A 15,626-nucleotide genomic window follows, 5' to 3' on the forward strand; every position below is an offset into this window, starting at 1 on the left:
GGAGGATTAACGATGCTTATCTCGGTAGTAATGGCCGTGTACAACGGCGAGAAGTATGTAGAGGAAGCAGTCCGCAGCGTATTGAACCAGACGTACCCGCACTTTGAGCTTATTATCGTGGACGACGGTTCTACGGATCGAACTTGGGAAATCCTTGAGGCCATCGATGATCCGAAGGTAAAGATCATTCATCAGGATAAGAACCATGGCGCTGCATCTTGTCTTAACTTAGGCATCGAGCATGCTAAGGGTGATTGGATAGCGATCCATGACGCGGACGATATCAGTGAACCGAACCGGCTGGAGGAACAGGCCCTTTATCTGCAGACACACCCTGGCCGTATAGGCGTAAGCTCATTGATTGCGGGTCGAATCGGAAATGAGATTGTTGTCCACAACGAGGAAGTACATTATTACAATCTGATACTGGATCACGGGCAAATAATAAACACCCGTTTATTCAGCTGCTATTTGTGCCATGGTACGGTCGTCTTTTCGAAGAAAGCATTCTACGCTGTCGGCCGGTATAATCCAAAATATAAAATTTCTTACGATTACGATCTGTGGTTACGACTATTTCAAATTTCCCCTATTGAGAAAATTCCAAAGGTCTTGTATCATTACCGGCTTCGCGAGGATTCCCTCGGGAAACAAGATAGAAGCAAAACCATCGCCGAATTAATGGCCATATCCTCTCAACATGTATACAAAAATCGGATCCGCAGAAGGAAAAGAAAGCCTGTCCTAACCATAGTCGGATCAACAAAGGGATGTTTATTCTTTAAACGGCATGTAGGTCAGAATTTTGCAAAAAAATACTATATACGTATTAATACGATAAAAGACGTAAGAAAACTAATAATACGGAACAGAAAAGGCAAGCTCAAAGCGGCAGTGCTGTTAAACAATCCGTTTATAAACAAGGTATACGACGATCTCGTGCGAAGAGACGCCAGCTGGAGAAAGAAACTGTTCAAAATTTGGAATTATAAGTATTGAACTCATACAATCCCGAACCAGGAGAACATGGTCCGGGATTTTTTGCGGCTCGTCATTTCCAGCGGTCTTTGTTTTCAAGATAGATTTGCTCCATGATTTGGGGAGCCGGAATTCGAATGCTCCAATCCGGGTAATGACTTCGAAACTTGCTTGTATCGGTAATATACCAAATATGGTCACCCGTCCTCGATTGATTGCTATAGGAATAGTTTAATTTTTTTCCGGTAATGTGGTGTACCCAATCGATGGCTTCCAGAATGGAGAGGTTCGAATCGCGGCCGCCGCCAAGGTTGTAAACCTCTCCTCCCCGTCTTGGATTTTGGAAGAAGGCATGAAAGGCGGCGACAACATCACTCGCATGAATGATGTCCCGCACCTGCTTCCCCTTGTATCCGAATACGGTGTAGGGGCTATTCATCATCGCACACTTGACCAGATAATTGAGGAATCCGTGAAGCTGCACTCCAGATTGTTTGGAGCCGCTCAATACGCCTCCGCGGAAACTGACGGTTTTCAACTGAAAGTACCGGCCGTACTCCTGCACCATAATGTCCGCCGACAGCTTGGAGGCACCGAACAAGGAGTGTAAGCACTGGTCGACGCTTAGTGTTTCAGGTATTCCCATATAGTACGGATGCTCGGAATCAAGCTCCCAGCGGCTATCTTGTTCCAAGTAGGGGAGCTCGTTCGGACGGTCGCCATATACTTTGTTGGTCGAGGTAAAAATAAACACGGCTTCCGGACAGTAACTCCGCATCATTTCAAGCAGATTCAGTGTCCCGCTAGCATTAATATGGAAATCTGTGAACGGCTCTCTGGCAGCCCAGTCATGCGACGGCTGTGCGGCGGTATGAATGATGAGCTCAATATCTTCCCCGTACGATTGAAAAATGCCCGCAAGTGCCCCGGTGTCCCTGATATCCGCGTCATAATGGACATATTTCGCTCCTAAGCTGTTCTCCAGCCGAGTGCGGTTCCACTTCGTCGTCCCCTCCGCGCCAAAAAAATCTTGACGCATATTGTTGTCAATACCAATGACACGGTAGCCCAAACCGGCATAAAATTCGGCAGCTTCGGAGCCGATCAGTCCCGCGGAACCTGTTATCACAACTACAGACATGACAATACCTCCAGTAAACGTCTCGGATCAATTGAAAGATTGTCGAATCCCGACCAAAAATTGTTCGGATTTTCTCTAGTTCCGACAATCATGTGGTAATCCAATCCCATAAGTCTGCTAAGCATCCAATAATGCGGCTCCATAAAGCTCGGCGGGAATAGTTCAATGACGTGCGTTTCCGGCTGACAGAACACAAGATTGGCAAGCCCGGCGCCATGTGCGGCCACAATGATTTTGGCATTATAAAACAATCTAATTTGCTGCTCCAATGGCAAAGCCTCCAGCTCGATGCTGATAAAGCCGCATTGCGATAACAAACCGAAGATGGCATCTTCATTGACTATTTTTCTATAATGCTTCCGCCGGATATAAATCCTCTCAAATGTCAGCCCCATAGTATCGCTGGCCATATAAGGCAGAAATGTACTTCTGACATATTGACAAGACCATGCATTCGGCAAATTAACATAAGACGGCACGATTAATCTCCGTGCTGAGAGATGGAATCGGTCGTTCGGCCGAACGATTTTTTCCATCGGAATCCCGCATGCAGCAAGAGTTTTTAGCTGAAATGGAAAAGACTGGTGGTTAATGATGTATTTATCGATTGCAATCCCGGTCATTTGCAGCAGATGAATGCGTGCGATGGATTCCATCAGCCAGTGATAGTAATTTTTGGATGCCGGATGATTGAGCATAGCCACGGTTTTATCGGTTTCGATAACGGGTGGAAGCATAGTATCCTGAAATATGGAATGTTCCGGAGCTAATTTCGCCCATTCTACCGAGACGTCCCATAGCAGCACATTATCTGGTGAAATAACGGCACGGTCTCCAAGTACTCGTCCGTCCGGAATGTCGGCAACAAAAGCCTTGTTACTGAATCTTGGTTTATCGACAAGCAGCTGCCACTCTTCCTCCTTCATCACGGAGGGGATTGGAATTTCCGGATATAGGGTGTGCAGCCTGTTTTCGTTCTGCGTATGGTTGATCCACTCCAAGGTAGATTCGTAGTAACTTGAAGGAGGTATCCTTTTGCTTGAATCCATCATATTTGTTGCAACTCCTTTGACGGTCAATGGCATTTGCTTCATTATATGGACACAACCTATCAAAGACACGGCTATGGCATACCGCCATGCATTCGAGACTAAAATAGGTTCACCAATAAGTGATAGGTGTCATAAAGATAAATTGTCCCAGCAAATTGGAGGAGGAATAAAGTAATGGAGCTTAAGCAGTATATGAATGGAATATCATTCTCCTTAGTTCAGCCTAGCGTGGTTCCCCATTTTCACATATATAACATGCTTGACTTTGAGCTCGCTAACACCTTATTGCCTGAGAATGATCAGCAAATGAAAGAAAGCTTATATTGGATTTGCACTCTGCCGAGAATGTCCACTCTTGCTTTGGGAGCCATAATAAACAAAGCTGTCTCGCAGATGGATGAGCATCATGCTTTCGTTAACGTAGGAGTTTGGAATGGCTTTACTTTTATTGCCGGGATGCAAAACAATCCGTATAAAAAGTGTATCGGAGTGGATAATTTCTCGGAATTTGGAGGTCCGCGGGAGGCATTTGAAGAGGCTTTTTCTCATCACAAGAATGAGCATCACTTATTCTATGACATGGATTATGCGGATTACTTTACTCATAAGCATAACGAACCTATTGGGTTTTATATCTTCGACGGCCCTCACGACTACGACAATCAGTTAAAAGGGCTCCAGCTGGCCGAACCTTTTTTCACCAAAGATTGTATTATTTTGGTTGACGATACGAATTGGGAGAACCCCCGTCAAGCTACTCTCGATTTTATTGCCAATAGCGTACACGATTACGAAATATTATTTGATGCATCTACGGCATATAACGGACATCCGACTTTTTGGAATGGGGTCATCGTGTTACAAAGAAAATAAAGAAAAAAGAAACCATTTGGTCTGCTTCAAGCAGCCAAGTGGTTTCTTCTGTAATACGGATAAGCGTTATTTATTTCACGAGCAGCCTCTGAAAGACATCGTCCTGCTGCATTTTCGCTTCCAGCTCCTGGCAGTTGTTTTCCTTCGACTCAATGGTCCAGCCAGCCACCTTCGTGCCGTAAATCACGGCCTCCGCCAGCTTCAAGCCGCGAACAAGGCCCATAACGGTCCCGGAGAAAAACGCATCGCCCGCGCCGCTCGTATCGACAACGTCTACCGGGAATACGGGCTGATATCCCAGTTCCTTGGTACGACGATCATAGTAGATCGAGCCATCGGCTCCAAGTGTGATAACCATCGATTGCAGCCCCTGCTCCTCCACATAGGTCTGAAGCGACGCCAGTTTCTCCCCAAGCGCCAAGTCGCTGAAATCGCTGTGAACCAGCTTTTCTGCTTCAATATTATTGCAAATAAAACAATCGAGCTTGGTCAGCAAATCAAGGTTTTGCAGAATCACCTCGAGATTGCCGGGAATGCCGTATACAGGCTTGTTATATCGGCTTGCTACTTCTATCATATGCCGGGATATTTGCTCATTGAGGTCGATTTCCAGCACAAGATGGGAGGAAGCATTGACGATTTCTTCTCCGCGCTGCATGACCATATGCTGCATCGTCGCCAAGTTAGGCATTTGGGAGATCGAGCCTACCAATTCCCCATGTTCATTCAATAATGCAAGCCACATCCCCATTCCTTGAGCGGGTGCTGCAGGCAAATACTCAAGCGAAACCCCTGCTTGCGTAAGGCGTTTCTTAATCTCCTCGCCAAGCGCCGAGTCGTCCACTGTGGACACGAGTGCCGTCGACAATCCCAGATTAGCCAAATTCTCGACAACGTTACGGCCAACCCCGCCATGCACGAACTGAATACTGCCGAGGTTGCGTCCTAGAGCGATATATTGCTCATTAGCAAAACCTTTGCAATCGACGAAAACAGTGCCGACCACAGAAACGAAATTTGTCATTCTATGTAAACCCCTTATCCATAATGTAAAATAATAGCTCTATTATACATAGTTCCTTAACAAACGTATATGCCCATCTGATAAAAAAAAGAAAACGTATCCATTTACTGATTTCATGCCGTAAACAAAGCCAAATACTAAAGTTCGCTTTGGAGGAATCGAGGCAAATGACAAATACACCCCTTCAGCCACCGGCCGTTCTGCCAAACAGCTGGGGCAAGGGGTTGCACGGTTTTTGTCTCATTGACACAGAAGAAGCGTCAGGCAGCATTCCGAAACTCTGGTCAGCACGTTATTGATCATTCATTATCTTTTTTTGAAACGATTCTTGGCATCTTTTCGGACCTTTGCTGTGGAGGAAGCCTTTACCTCTTTGCTTACTACTTTCTCCGCCTTTTTTTCACCACTATCCGTTTCGTCTAAGAATGCGAGCTCGTTAAAATGATCATCTTCTTTGTTCAAGTTATTCAAATGTACTTTTTTCATGATATTTATCACGCTGCCTCCTTGTATTTCAAATTAAAATACAGATCGTAATATCGTATGTAAAAATCTGTATTACGTTCATCGTGAGGCAAATGAAAAAAAAGCAAGCAACCAGGGCTTATACAAAAAAAGACCTTCGAGAGCCGCTGCACAATAATGCATCGGTTCGAAGGTCTTTCTTTCATTAGTTAGCAGGCATTTCGTTAAAGAATGTAATGTCTTCAATTGGCAGCCGAGTCGTCGGATGGCCCGGTTGTGCGGCTTTGCCGAGTGCAATCAGCATGATCGGAATATAACGATCGCTGATGTTGAAAGCTTCCTTCAGCTTGGCTGCGTCATAGCCGCCCATCGGGACTGTATCGTAGCCATGAGCGCGTGCAACCAGCATCAGCTGCTGGGAAACAATACCGCCATCGGTGTGGATGATTTTGTGCAAAATGTCTTTCGGGAGCGAGCCATACATGCTAGCCGTTCTCTCAGCGAACGATTTTGCCGTTTCTTCCGGCATGTAGCCGCGTTTTGCTGCTTCACCGTAAATTTCATCGGCTTTATTATAGCCTTCCGTATCGCCCAACACAGCGATCACCGCTGCGGCTTCCGTAACCTGAGACTGGTTGAATGCAATCGGCTGCAGCTTCGCTTTCAGTTCTTCCGTCTCGATAACGAGAAAACGCCACGGCTGAACGTTCGAGGAGGATGGGGCCAGTGCCGCTTCCTTCAGCAGCTCCTTAATTTCCTCATGAGACAGACGGAACGATTTGTCATAATGACGTACAGAGCGCCGCTCGCGAATAACATCGGTGAAGAGTGGGGAGATTGCCCCAGTTTGAGTTGAAGTTGACATATTTTATTCCTCCTTAGGGTATAAATACTGTTTATGATTTAGCACAGTTACAATCGCACAATGCACTTTAGTTAAGAAGGATGCTTCTGCGGCAGTTATAACTGTGCTGAAATTCGCACAGTATGTCTCAAAAAAAATATGGATGCTTGAGCTAAACTGTTGATTCTATAGCACAGTATATCCGCTGATCAAACCATTGTCAACAGACTTATTGCCTAAACTCATTACAAATCTTTGTTTCCAATTGATTGGCGATATCCGCAATCGTATACTGGCTTAGTACCCCGCGCATGCTGTTGTCCATCTCTTTAGTAATTTCCCCGAGTACAGATTTCATACCCACACCAAAAGGATGCGTCCCCGCTGTTTCGGTAATCCCGATGCATACATTGCTGTCAGTACGGAAAACATCATATATGTCGACCAAACGAATGGACTCCGCAGGTTTCTTCAAGTGATATCCGCCGGTACGGCCTTCCCGTGTTCCGATAAACCCTTCCTTGGCTAGAACAGCAAGGATACGGCGCAGCAAAGAAGCCTCTGACTGAAGGTATTTGGCAAGCTCAATGCTCGGACAAGCTGAGTCTACGTTCTCCCGCGACATAATGATAAGTGCCTGAACAGCGAGGCCGAACCATTTCGGGTGCTGCGTCGACGTACAATATTCTTGCTTCACCTTAAGGTCCCCCTTCATATCGCATACTATTTGCAGTTATGAATAATTGTACCGAAATCTCGCATATCCCGCAATTGTATTTATATGTGCGCCAAACTATTATTGCTTTTGCTTCCGCCGGTTTTAGTCTTCAATGATCTCTATCTTTTTGGCACTAGCCTGAGCAGGAAAAGATTCCGCGATCCCGCCATCAACCCAATAGCGTACTTTTTGGCCTACTTTATAACATACCGCATCCATCACCCTTCCTGCATGTCATGAGAAAAAACCGCATTTAGATGTGATGCGGCTCTTAGAGATACGAAATTATTTCGCGTTCTTATCCGGTTGGTGGATTCCAAACAAGTTTCCTTCCGGATCCATATAATATCCCTGCCAAGCCATTCCGGGCAGAGCGTATTTAGGCAATGCGAGTTTGCCTCCGTTATTCAAAATTTTTGCTTCCGTTGCGTCGTAATCCGCCACTCCCATTGTACAAGCAAAGCCATTCATTGCCTGGCCTGGTTCTGGGGCGGCTCCGTGCCGCTGCATCAATGCACCGTTGATTCCCATTTCATTCGCATCGCCAGTGACAGCCCCGAAATAAGGCATTCCGGCATAGCTGCTCCAATCTTCAAATACCCATCCAAATACCTCGCCATAAAACTTCTTCGCAAGCTCCATGTCACTTACATGGATTTCGAAATGAACGACTCTTCCCATAATTACCTCCTAATGATGACTTATTTCAATTGCAATGTTTCTATTTGCAGACTCGATTCTCCTTTATTTATTATTATATCTTGTACAAATTCATTGTTTTTTAAAAAAGGCTTTCCTATTGTTTACAATTCAACAAGTGAGATTCCGCCGCAACCACTTGCTCTTTTTTAAGCCGCTCCTTCATAAATTACTTATTGTTGATCCTATTCATTTCTCTAGATGCTCAAAGCGGGAAGCGGGTGATTGAGAATGAAGCATCAGTACCATGAGAGAGAAGATACAGATCTAAATGTCATCTATATTGTTCTGGATGATGTTGGTTTCTCTTCTTTGGGATGCTACGGTTCAGAGATACAGACTCCTAACATGGACTCCTTAGCCGAGAATGGCCTGCGTTACAATAATTTTACCGTAACCCCTCTATGTTCTCCCACCCGCGCTTGTCTGCTTACAGGCCGTAACTGTCACTCGGTAGGAGTTGGGATGGTAAGCGATATAGACTGGGGGCCGGAGTACCCTAACAAAGGAGGACGCATTACCGATTCAGCAGCCACAGTGGCAGAAATTTTGCAGCTCAATGGGATGGCTACCTATATGGCCGGAAAATGGCACCTGGTCCCGGGTCATGAAGCCTCATCAGCCGGACCTTTTCATAATTGGCCGCTTGCAAAAGGCTTTGACCGGTATTACGGCTTTTTACAAGCCATGACGGATCAATATGCACCTGATTTGGTTTACGATAACCATCGTGTTCGCAAGCCGGACTTTCCGAATTACCATTTATCAGAGGATTTGGTTGACAAGAGCATCGAATTTTTGACAGACCATCTTTCCGTTACACCTGACCGATCCTTTTTTCTTTATTTGGCTTTCGGAGCCACCCATGAGCCTCATCAGGTACCGAGCGAATATATTGAAGCTTACGCAGGCGTATACGATACAGGCTGGGATCACATTAGAGCTGAAAGATTCAAGCGGCAAATGGATATGGACATCATCCCTCCGAACACTCAACTTGTGGATCGCAATCCGGGCATCAAGCCATGGGACGTGCTGACTCAGGAGGAAAAGGTATTATTTACACGATTCCAGCAAACGTATGCCGGGTTTCTTACTCATACCGATCGCCAAATCGGAAGACTGCTTGCTTATCTAAAAACTAAAAGCATTCTCGATCATACGATTATCGTCTTGCTTTCGGATAACGGGGCCAGTCAGGAGGGAGACTGGAATGGCTCCATTAATGACGCTGCCTATCTAAATCGAATTACGGAGAACGTGAATGAGATGCTGCTTCACATTGACGAAATAGCGGACCTCAAACAAGCCCTAATTATCCCAAAGGATGGGCGCAAGCTGCAAATACGCCCTTCAAATTTTATAAGCAAGACACCTATTATGGAGGCATCCACGTCCCTCTTATCATTCATTGTCCTTGTTTGATTTCAGACGGCGGCGCGGTTCGTTCGCAATTTTATCACGCCATCGACATTACTCCTACTATACTGGACCTTCTAAATATTCAAGCTCCCGCGAAAGTAGATGGTGTCCCTCAGATGCCGATGCAAGGCGTAAGCATGAAAGATACATTGACAGATCCCAACGCAGCTTCCCATCGGAATACACAATATTTTGAAATGCTCGGCAACAGGGCAATTTGGCATGACGGCTGGGTTGCAGTTACTAATCATGAAACCGGCGTGCCTTACGATAAAGATCAGTGGGAGCTGTACTATGTTAATGAAGATTTTTCTCAAAAGTTTAATCTTGCATACCGGTATCCGGAAAAATTAAGAATGCTCGAAGCTTTATGGTGGGAGGAAGCCATAAAGTACGGTGTTCTTCCTCTGAGTGATCTCCCGCTGTCACACGGGTACGCCGGCCTCCAGGAAGGGAGAACCACGTTCGTCTACTATCCCGGAATGGCCCATTTGCCGACAACCGCCGCTCCCTACATCAACAGGTCATCTTACTCGATTACCATCCCTATCTTTCGATCCGATGTTTCAGCAGAAGGAGTATTAATTGCCCATGGCAATCGTTCCAGCGGATATACACTCTATATTAAAAATAATACATTATTCTATGAATACAATGATGCCGGCACAGTCTATAAAACTCAATCCTCTGCAGGAGTTCCCCTTGGGTACTCCACGATTCAGTTTATTTTTAAACGAAGAGGAATCCTTCAAGGCGTCGGCAAGCTCTTCATTAACGGTCAAGACGTTGGGACGGTAGATATGCCGCGGACCTTACCGTTTGTTCTTTCCGTCGAAGGGTTGGATGTCGGACGGGATCGATTAACTCCGGTCAGTCCAAGGTGCCCCACTCCCGAATTTCCGTTCAGCGGCCTCATTGAGAAAGCAGTGGTTGATATTTGCGAGCACCCCTATCCATCATGCATCAACGAGACTCCATCTATATCAGCATCAATGGAAAGACGCGTATGTTCCAAGGGTAGAAGATCAGTACTCATCCTTTCTTTAACCAGCCGGGCGCCCACCAGTTCCAGCTTCCAAGCCATTTCATCAGAGCAGGAATCAGAATCAATCTTATAATGGTCGCATCGATGAAAATAGCCGCTGCAATGCCTATCCCCAATTGTTTCACGCCTATCACCTCGCCGAACGCAAACGGTAGCGTAACTGCGATCATTATCGCGGCCGCCGAAGTGATCAATCTGCTTGTGGAGGCTAACCCAATGAGGACCGCCCTGTTATTGTCCCGTGTCTGCTGATACACCTCGAAGATACGGGAAACAAGGAATACGCCGTAATCCATACTGATACCGAATACCAGCCCGAATAAAAATACGGGAATCATGATCGCAATGCTGCTCTGTTCCATTCCCAGAGCCCCTTCGTTATACATCCATGTCAAAATACCGAACGAGGCGCCGAGGCTCAATAGATTCATACAGATGGTTTTTATCGGAATGAGGACGGAGCGGAATGCGGCGAACAAAACGATATAATTGGAGACAACGATAAAAAGGACAACGTCTTTTATATTGTTGAAGATCGCATCATACACTTCCTGTTGATATTTGGCTTCTCCTCCCAGGAGGAACGGCATACCTGCAGACATCCCCTCCCGCTCCCATTTCCTGACCCAATCCATCGCCTGCTTCGATGACGGCTCCCCTTCAATGGTTACTTCAAGAAGCATGCGGTTTGCTGTAACAAAAGCCGGGAGTACCGGAGCGTATTTCCCCCTGCCATAATGCTGCTGAAACAGGAAATGGAGCTGGCCCGGCGGCAGCTTCAGTGCAGAGAAAACGGATTTCACCTGCTTAACCTCAGGTTCCTTTTCTATTCTTTGGACCAGCGCAAATGCCTTCAGCCAGTCCTCATTGCTTGAGCTGTTGAAAGCTCCCGTTGCAACAACCAACACTTGGGAAGTCGAAGGGTCTACGAAGCGGGTTTGATACGACTGAGCAGCCACACGGGATTCGTAATGCTTCGGCAGCGATTGAGCGTCCGGAATGGTTACTTCCATCCTGCTCAGAGGCAGGAAGCAGCCGGTCAATATCATTAACGCCAATAGCCCCATTCGAACGGGTCTTTGCATCACATACTGCGACCAGGTGTACCAAATGTTCGATCTGCTGATAGATGACAGCGGCATGGTTTCCGCCTGAATAACCGGCCATACCAACGCAAGAAGAGCCGGGAGCAGCGTCAAGGTTAAACAAATCGAAATAAGCAATACAACCATAGCGCCGAGAGCGACGGAAGTAAAGATCGGCAGCGGAATGTGCAGCGTCCCCGCCAATGCAAGAAGCACGGCGGCGGCAGAGAACACAACAGATCTTCCGGCCGTTTGCATGGTTGTTATCAGAGCTTGCTCCAGGGGATGCCGTGACAGCTCTTCACGAAACCGGCTGACCAGCAGTAATGCAAAATCGATGCTAAGCGCCAAACCGACCATCGGAATGACATTCAGGACGAAATTAGACAGCTCCAGCTCCTTCCCTATCCAATACATCAATCCCATAGTACCGGTAACGCTGACCACTCCGATAATAACGGGAAGCATGGCGGAAGCGACTCCGCCGAAGGCGATCCACAAGATGATGAACGCAGCTGGGAGTCCGATCCGTTCCGCCTTTCCGAGGTCATTGCGGCTCGCTTGATTGACATCGGATTGGACTACCGGCTTCCCCGTAATTTTTACGGAAATCCCTGCATCTTTAGGCAATCGTCGATGAATATCGTCTATCACCGGCTTCAAATCATAGGAGGTCTTCTGCAACGCCAGAAGCGCGTAAGCATGATTTTCACTAAGCATTCCCGGCCGCTCTAATGGCGATATGATGTCGGTCAGATCGTCCGTTCCTTTCACATTAAGCAGAGCCTTTTCGATGAAGCGCCGGAATTGATCGGGAGTTACGGTTTCCTTTTTCTCAAAGATGAGAATGATAGGATCATCGGGGATATGAAATTCGGAGGATACGATTTGCTGCACTTTGGCATAGGATTCGTCAGCCAGCAAACCGTGATTTTTTAATACCGATGGAAGCTTGGGGGCGTATGCCCCGAATAAGACCAAAAACACGGTCCAAATGATAATGATGGTTTTCGGATATTGAAGGCAGAGGAAGGCGAGCTTGCGGTATCCCATGGATATGCTCCTCTTTGTAAGGATTGCGAAGGTAAATACATAGGCGGATGCTCTAGAGCTCTAGAAAGTCGATTTCCTTTAGTCTGGTTGCACGAAGCAATCGATCAGCAACTCGCGGCGTCATCCTGGCTAGGCGCAGCGCAGCCGTGGAGAGTATGGGCTTATTGACCAGTGATTGTATTAGCTGACCCCAACGCAGTGGACCCAGGAATTCTCGGCGAATGGATTGAGAGTATTCGTGCTCCCATTGGCTGAGCGACAGATTCCCGTGCAAATAGCTATCTGTAAATGAGGAGCATAACTGGGCCGATCGCAGTGCCATCGACATCCCGTCTCCACAGAGCGGCGGAAGCATAAGCATCGCGTCACCCACTCTGGGAATGATATCCCACGCAAGAGGCTTGCGGGTTAGATGGACCGGAGCAACAGCCGCTTGAGTTCCGGAAATCGGCACAGCTTGGGACAGCCTTTGGCAGAGCACGGGATTCCTCCGGGCGGCGGCCTCGATCAGCCCTGTTATCGTTGCAGCATGTCCTTGAAATGCATCGTGCTCCACCAGCGCAGCAATATTTACGATCCCGTGCTCAACAGGACAGACGCCGATATAACCACCCGAAAAAAAATAAAGATCTACAACAGGCTCCGCTTCCACACCGCTAAAATGAGATTTTATGCCAATGTACTTCTTTGCCGTCGAATTCGGACTCGGGCCGGGCAGACCCGAACGGCGGCCGGCTCCCCATGCGGCAATAACGGCTCGTGCCATTACGGTACGAGGCTCCGTATTCTGTTTCGTTTCGATCGTATACCCCTTGTCTCGCGGGAGAACGGAAGTCACCGTCGTTGCCGTCTGCAGCTCTACCCCCGCTTTAACCGCCTCCTTATGAAGCATCGAGTCCATGGAGTGTCTGCTTATTCCCAAGGCGATTCCTGGCATAGCCATTTCCAGCGCATCACCGCCGTTCAGGATTAGCCTTGTCCGGTTAATCCGGCTCGGTTGAAGCGATTGTACCGCTTCATGCAGCCCAAGAGCGCGCAGTATACCTTGCGATTCCGGAGACAGAAATTCTCCGCATACTTTATGCCGGGGAAACTGGCGCTGATCGATCAGCACCGTCTCCCATCCCCGATCCGCTAAAGCTTTGGCCACGGCGCTTCCGGCTATTCCCGCCCCAAGCACCGCGACATCATATTGGCGATGCATCGCATTCAACTCCATCTATTGGAATGAGCCCCTTGCTTGCTTAGGACGACGGCATAACGGAACAACGGCCTCCAGCGATAGAACAGCTCGGGGATGCCGAGCTCACTTCCGAGACGAATCCAGTCGGCCGAACGAAACCCTTTAGCCACGGATAAAGGACCGTCGTGAACGATGTATCGGTTGCTCGACACCAATCGTGCTGTAAGCCACACTGCAGTCCATGCAATCCAGTGCCGATGAATATCATTGATTACGACGCCCAGTCGGGACGTCTTGAGCATGTGCTCTACAACGCGGGGCAGCTCCTGATCTTCAAAATGATGGACAAATTGCGTCCCAGCAACGATATCAGCAGCTCCTTCCGGCAATTCGAACAAATCGCGCTTCAAGACTTGTACCCGCGGTTCCTTATGGAAGAATCTTCTCGCTTCCTCACAAGCTTCTTCCGTTACGTCAACCAAGGTGATCCTGAGTTTAATTCCATTCACATCAGCCCACCGGAGAAGCCGCCGGTTCACATCTCCGGAGCCCGAGCCGATGTCCAGAATGGACAAACGGTCCGGCTTGTCCGCTGCTTGCCATAATCGATTCACACCATACAGTGTGGGCGATGATGCCGCAAAGATCCGATTCAGCCTGCGCAGATGCTGCAGCGCTTCGCGGAGCTCCTCTCCCCCTTGTGAGAAGTCGTCCATCAGTTCAGGCTCCTCGGCCCGCTGACGCAGCCGGCTAAACACTTCGTTTACCCGCAAGCAGCTCCTCTTGGCGATTAACGGCCGGGACATATACAATCCGGATCATCTCGACCGTAAGGCCCGGACCGAATGCCATCGCTATGCCGTCTGCAGCTCCCGAACCGCGGGTTTCCAGACCCCTTCTCATTTCGTCAAGAACGAACAAAATGGTCGCGGAGGATACATTGCCGTAATGGCGCAGTACGGAATAGCTGGGCTCGGTCTGCTCGTCCGTAAGCCCGAACACGTCCTGCAAAGCATCGACAATGCCGCGTCCGCCGGGGTGGATCGCCCATAGCTGCGGGTCAGGCTCTCCTTCCAATAACCGCCTTGCCTCTGCAGGAATCAAGCCGGCTATTTGCTTCGGAATACTCGGGGAAAGGAATAGGTCAAAGCCGTAATCCCCCAGCTCCCATACCATCTCGTTGGCCGAGTCAGGCAGAAGGGCCGAATGCTCCTTGCCCAGCTGAAATATCCCTTTATGCTCACGATCAGCGGCTCCAATAACACAAGAAGATGCACCATCACCGAAAAAAGAAGCGGCAAATAGAGCTTCCCGCTCCGTCGAAGGTTGAATGTGGAGCGTACACAGCTCGACACATACAACAAGCACTTTAGCGCCCGGTTGCCCTGCGGCGATTTGCTTCGAGAGACAAACCGCCTTAAGCCCTGCAGCGCAGCCTAGAAATTGCAGCGGGATCCGATTCACCGTATCGGACAACCCCAGCTGCTTGACCAAAGCCGCATCCATACCCGGAAGAAATTGGCCTGTGCAGCTGACCGTCAGCAGGTGAGTAATTTCTGAAACGTTAACCTCGGCGTCTGCCAGCGCTTTTCTTGCCGCCTCTAAGCCAAGCGGTACGGACTCCCTTTTATATGTTTGCATTCGCTCGGCGGTAGAAGGTATAGATTCTATGGATAAACTCGGAAAGTAACGGCAGCTCGAAGCCGGCTCCAGCAGGTTCGGCTCGCAGGTATACCGGGTCTCCACACCGCACTGCTTGAAAATTCTCCTCGCCCAGCGCGCGGAATCCGCGTTGTCCTTCAAAGCCTCCATTAACCTTGCAGATGTCTCTGCCTGTTCAAGCCGATAAGCCGGCACGGCTGTACCTATTCCTAAGATTGCGATGCTGGAATCTCCATGCTCCATACCCTGATACCATCCTCTCCTGCAAATTGTTTCAGCTTCATTGTTACATCCTCGGTAAGTTTGGACATGTCTCCTGCTGCTATCATTCTTATTCGCAAGTTGTTATTCATATGACGAATGGAGCAAGATAGATTCCTAT

Annotated in this window: 16 protein-coding genes; 4 read left to right on the forward strand and 12 right to left on the reverse strand. The window is 48.1% G+C overall.

Annotated features, from left to right (window positions below):
- Positions 1-12: 12 nt before the first annotated feature.
- A complete protein-coding gene (locus DVH26_RS22570) occupies positions 13-999 on the forward strand; it encodes a glycosyltransferase family 2 protein (protein ID WP_239625651.1) in 987 nt (328 codons plus the stop codon).
- A 52-nt stretch (positions 1,000-1,051) separates the two neighbouring features.
- Here DVH26_RS22570 and DVH26_RS22575 read toward each other — a convergent pair whose 3' ends face one another.
- On the reverse strand, positions 1,052-2,119 hold the full coding sequence (locus DVH26_RS22575) for an NAD-dependent epimerase/dehydratase family protein (protein WP_239625654.1): 1,068 nt from the start codon (positions 2,117-2,119) through the stop codon (positions 1,052-1,054).
- Positions 2,110-3,171 (reverse strand): glycosyltransferase family 61 protein, encoded by a 1,062-nt coding sequence (locus DVH26_RS22580; protein WP_239625656.1) that lies wholly within the window; start codon positions 3,169-3,171, stop codon positions 2,110-2,112. The genes DVH26_RS22575 and DVH26_RS22580 overlap by 10 nt, the downstream gene beginning before the upstream one ends.
- 174 nt (positions 3,172-3,345) lie before the next feature.
- Between DVH26_RS22580 and DVH26_RS22585 the strand changes: the two genes are divergently transcribed.
- Positions 3,346-4,044 (forward strand): class I SAM-dependent methyltransferase, encoded by a 699-nt coding sequence (locus DVH26_RS22585; protein ID WP_239625658.1) that lies wholly within the window; start codon positions 3,346-3,348, stop codon positions 4,042-4,044.
- Between the two features lie 70 nt (positions 4,045-4,114).
- Here the strand turns inward: DVH26_RS22585 and DVH26_RS22590 are convergent, their stop codons facing one another.
- The 6 genes from DVH26_RS22590 to DVH26_RS22610 form a co-directional block, all read right to left on the reverse strand.
- Positions 4,115-5,068 carry a carbohydrate kinase family protein gene (locus DVH26_RS22590; protein ID WP_239625660.1) on the reverse strand — a complete coding sequence of 318 codons (954 nt, stop codon included), beginning with the start codon at positions 5,066-5,068 and terminating at the stop codon, positions 4,115-4,117.
- Positions 5,069-5,374: 306 nt separating this feature from the next.
- Positions 5,375-5,566, reverse strand: a complete 192-nt coding sequence (locus DVH26_RS22595; RefSeq protein WP_239625662.1) for a hypothetical protein — start codon at positions 5,564-5,566, stop codon at positions 5,375-5,377.
- A gap of 172 nt (positions 5,567-5,738) precedes the next feature.
- Entirely contained in the window at positions 5,739-6,398 is a 660-nt protein-coding gene (locus DVH26_RS22600; protein ID WP_239625664.1) for a nitroreductase family protein, read from the reverse strand.
- A gap of 208 nt (positions 6,399-6,606) precedes the next feature.
- Positions 6,607-7,074 (reverse strand): RrF2 family transcriptional regulator, encoded by a 468-nt coding sequence (locus tag DVH26_RS22605; protein WP_239625666.1) that lies wholly within the window; start codon positions 7,072-7,074, stop codon positions 6,607-6,609.
- Between the two features lie 123 nt (positions 7,075-7,197).
- On the reverse strand, positions 7,198-7,314 hold the full coding sequence (locus tag DVH26_RS37375) for a DUF3221 domain-containing protein (protein WP_379455121.1): 117 nt from the start codon (positions 7,312-7,314) through the stop codon (positions 7,198-7,200).
- Positions 7,315-7,380: 66 nt separating this feature from the next.
- Complete coding sequence (locus DVH26_RS22610; protein ID WP_239625668.1) at positions 7,381-7,776, reverse strand: VOC family protein; 396 nt, start codon at positions 7,774-7,776, stop codon at positions 7,381-7,383.
- A gap of 249 nt (positions 7,777-8,025) precedes the next feature.
- On the opposite strand from DVH26_RS22610, the gene DVH26_RS22615 reads away from it, so the two are divergent.
- Both DVH26_RS22615 and DVH26_RS22620 read left to right on the forward strand, forming a co-directional pair.
- Positions 8,026-9,219, forward strand: coding sequence for a sulfatase-like hydrolase/transferase (locus DVH26_RS22615; RefSeq protein ID WP_345774075.1), 1,194 nt, complete (start codon positions 8,026-8,028; stop codon positions 9,217-9,219).
- Entirely contained in the window at positions 9,183-10,334 is a 1,152-nt protein-coding gene (locus tag DVH26_RS22620; RefSeq protein WP_345774076.1) for a sulfatase/phosphatase domain-containing protein, read from the forward strand. Before DVH26_RS22615 ends, DVH26_RS22620 begins: the two co-directional genes overlap by 37 nt.
- On the opposite strand, the gene DVH26_RS22625 is transcribed toward DVH26_RS22620, so the two are convergent.
- The 4 genes from DVH26_RS22625 to DVH26_RS22640 are packed head-to-tail and all read right to left on the reverse strand — an operon-like array spanning position 10,249 to position 15,487.
- Complete coding sequence (locus tag DVH26_RS22625; RefSeq protein ID WP_239625672.1) at positions 10,249-12,399, reverse strand: MMPL family transporter; 2,151 nt, start codon at positions 12,397-12,399, stop codon at positions 10,249-10,251. The genes DVH26_RS22620 and DVH26_RS22625 overlap by 86 nt on opposite strands.
- A 52-nt stretch (positions 12,400-12,451) precedes the next feature.
- On the reverse strand, positions 12,452-13,603 hold the full coding sequence (locus tag DVH26_RS22630; protein WP_239625675.1) for an NAD(P)/FAD-dependent oxidoreductase: 1,152 nt from the start codon (positions 13,601-13,603) through the stop codon (positions 12,452-12,454).
- 5 nt (positions 13,604-13,608) lie between these two features.
- A complete protein-coding gene (locus tag DVH26_RS22635) occupies positions 13,609-14,340 on the reverse strand; it encodes a methyltransferase domain-containing protein (RefSeq protein ID WP_239635459.1) in 732 nt (243 codons plus the stop codon).
- Positions 14,333-15,487, reverse strand: a complete 1,155-nt coding sequence (locus tag DVH26_RS22640; protein ID WP_239625677.1) for a type III polyketide synthase — start codon at positions 15,485-15,487, stop codon at positions 14,333-14,335. The genes DVH26_RS22635 and DVH26_RS22640 overlap by 8 nt, the downstream gene beginning before the upstream one ends.
- Between the last annotated feature and the right edge of the window lie 139 nt (positions 15,488-15,626).

Source organism: Paenibacillus sp. H1-7, assembly GCF_022354825.1.
Taxonomy (GTDB): domain Bacteria; phylum Bacillota; class Bacilli; order Paenibacillales; family NBRC-103111; genus Paenibacillus_S.

Bases quoted from the DNA above. Each gene is read 5' to 3' on its own strand.
- DVH26_RS37375 (WP_379455121.1), bottom strand. From the start codon at position 7,314: ATGGATGCGGTATGTTATAAAGTAGGCCAAAAAGTACGCTATTGGGTT.
- DVH26_RS22625 (WP_239625672.1), bottom strand. From the start codon at position 12,399: ATGGGATACCGCAAGCTCGCCTTCCTCTGCCTTCAATATCCGAAAACC.
- DVH26_RS22580 (WP_239625656.1), bottom strand. From the start codon at position 3,171: ATGATGGATTCAAGCAAAAGGATACCTCCTTCAAGTTACTACGAATCT.
- DVH26_RS22610 (WP_239625668.1), bottom strand. From the start codon at position 7,776: ATGGGAAGAGTCGTTCATTTCGAAATCCATGTAAGTGACATGGAGCTT.
- DVH26_RS22590 (WP_239625660.1), bottom strand. From the start codon at position 5,068: ATGACAAATTTCGTTTCTGTGGTCGGCACTGTTTTCGTCGATTGCAAA.
- DVH26_RS22640 (WP_239625677.1), bottom strand. From the start codon at position 15,487: ATGGAGCATGGAGATTCCAGCATCGCAATCTTAGGAATAGGTACAGCC.
- DVH26_RS22615 (WP_345774075.1), top strand. From the start codon at position 8,026: ATGAAGCATCAGTACCATGAGAGAGAAGATACAGATCTAAATGTCATC.
- DVH26_RS22630 (WP_239625675.1), bottom strand. From the start codon at position 13,603: ATGCATCGCCAATATGATGTCGCGGTGCTTGGGGCGGGAATAGCCGGA.
- DVH26_RS22570 (WP_239625651.1), top strand. From the start codon at position 13: ATGCTTATCTCGGTAGTAATGGCCGTGTACAACGGCGAGAAGTATGTA.
- DVH26_RS22575 (WP_239625654.1), bottom strand. From the start codon at position 2,119: ATGTCTGTAGTTGTGATAACAGGTTCCGCGGGACTGATCGGCTCCGAA.
- DVH26_RS22600 (WP_239625664.1), bottom strand. From the start codon at position 6,398: ATGTCAACTTCAACTCAAACTGGGGCAATCTCCCCACTCTTCACCGAT.
- DVH26_RS22585 (WP_239625658.1), top strand. From the start codon at position 3,346: ATGGAGCTTAAGCAGTATATGAATGGAATATCATTCTCCTTAGTTCAG.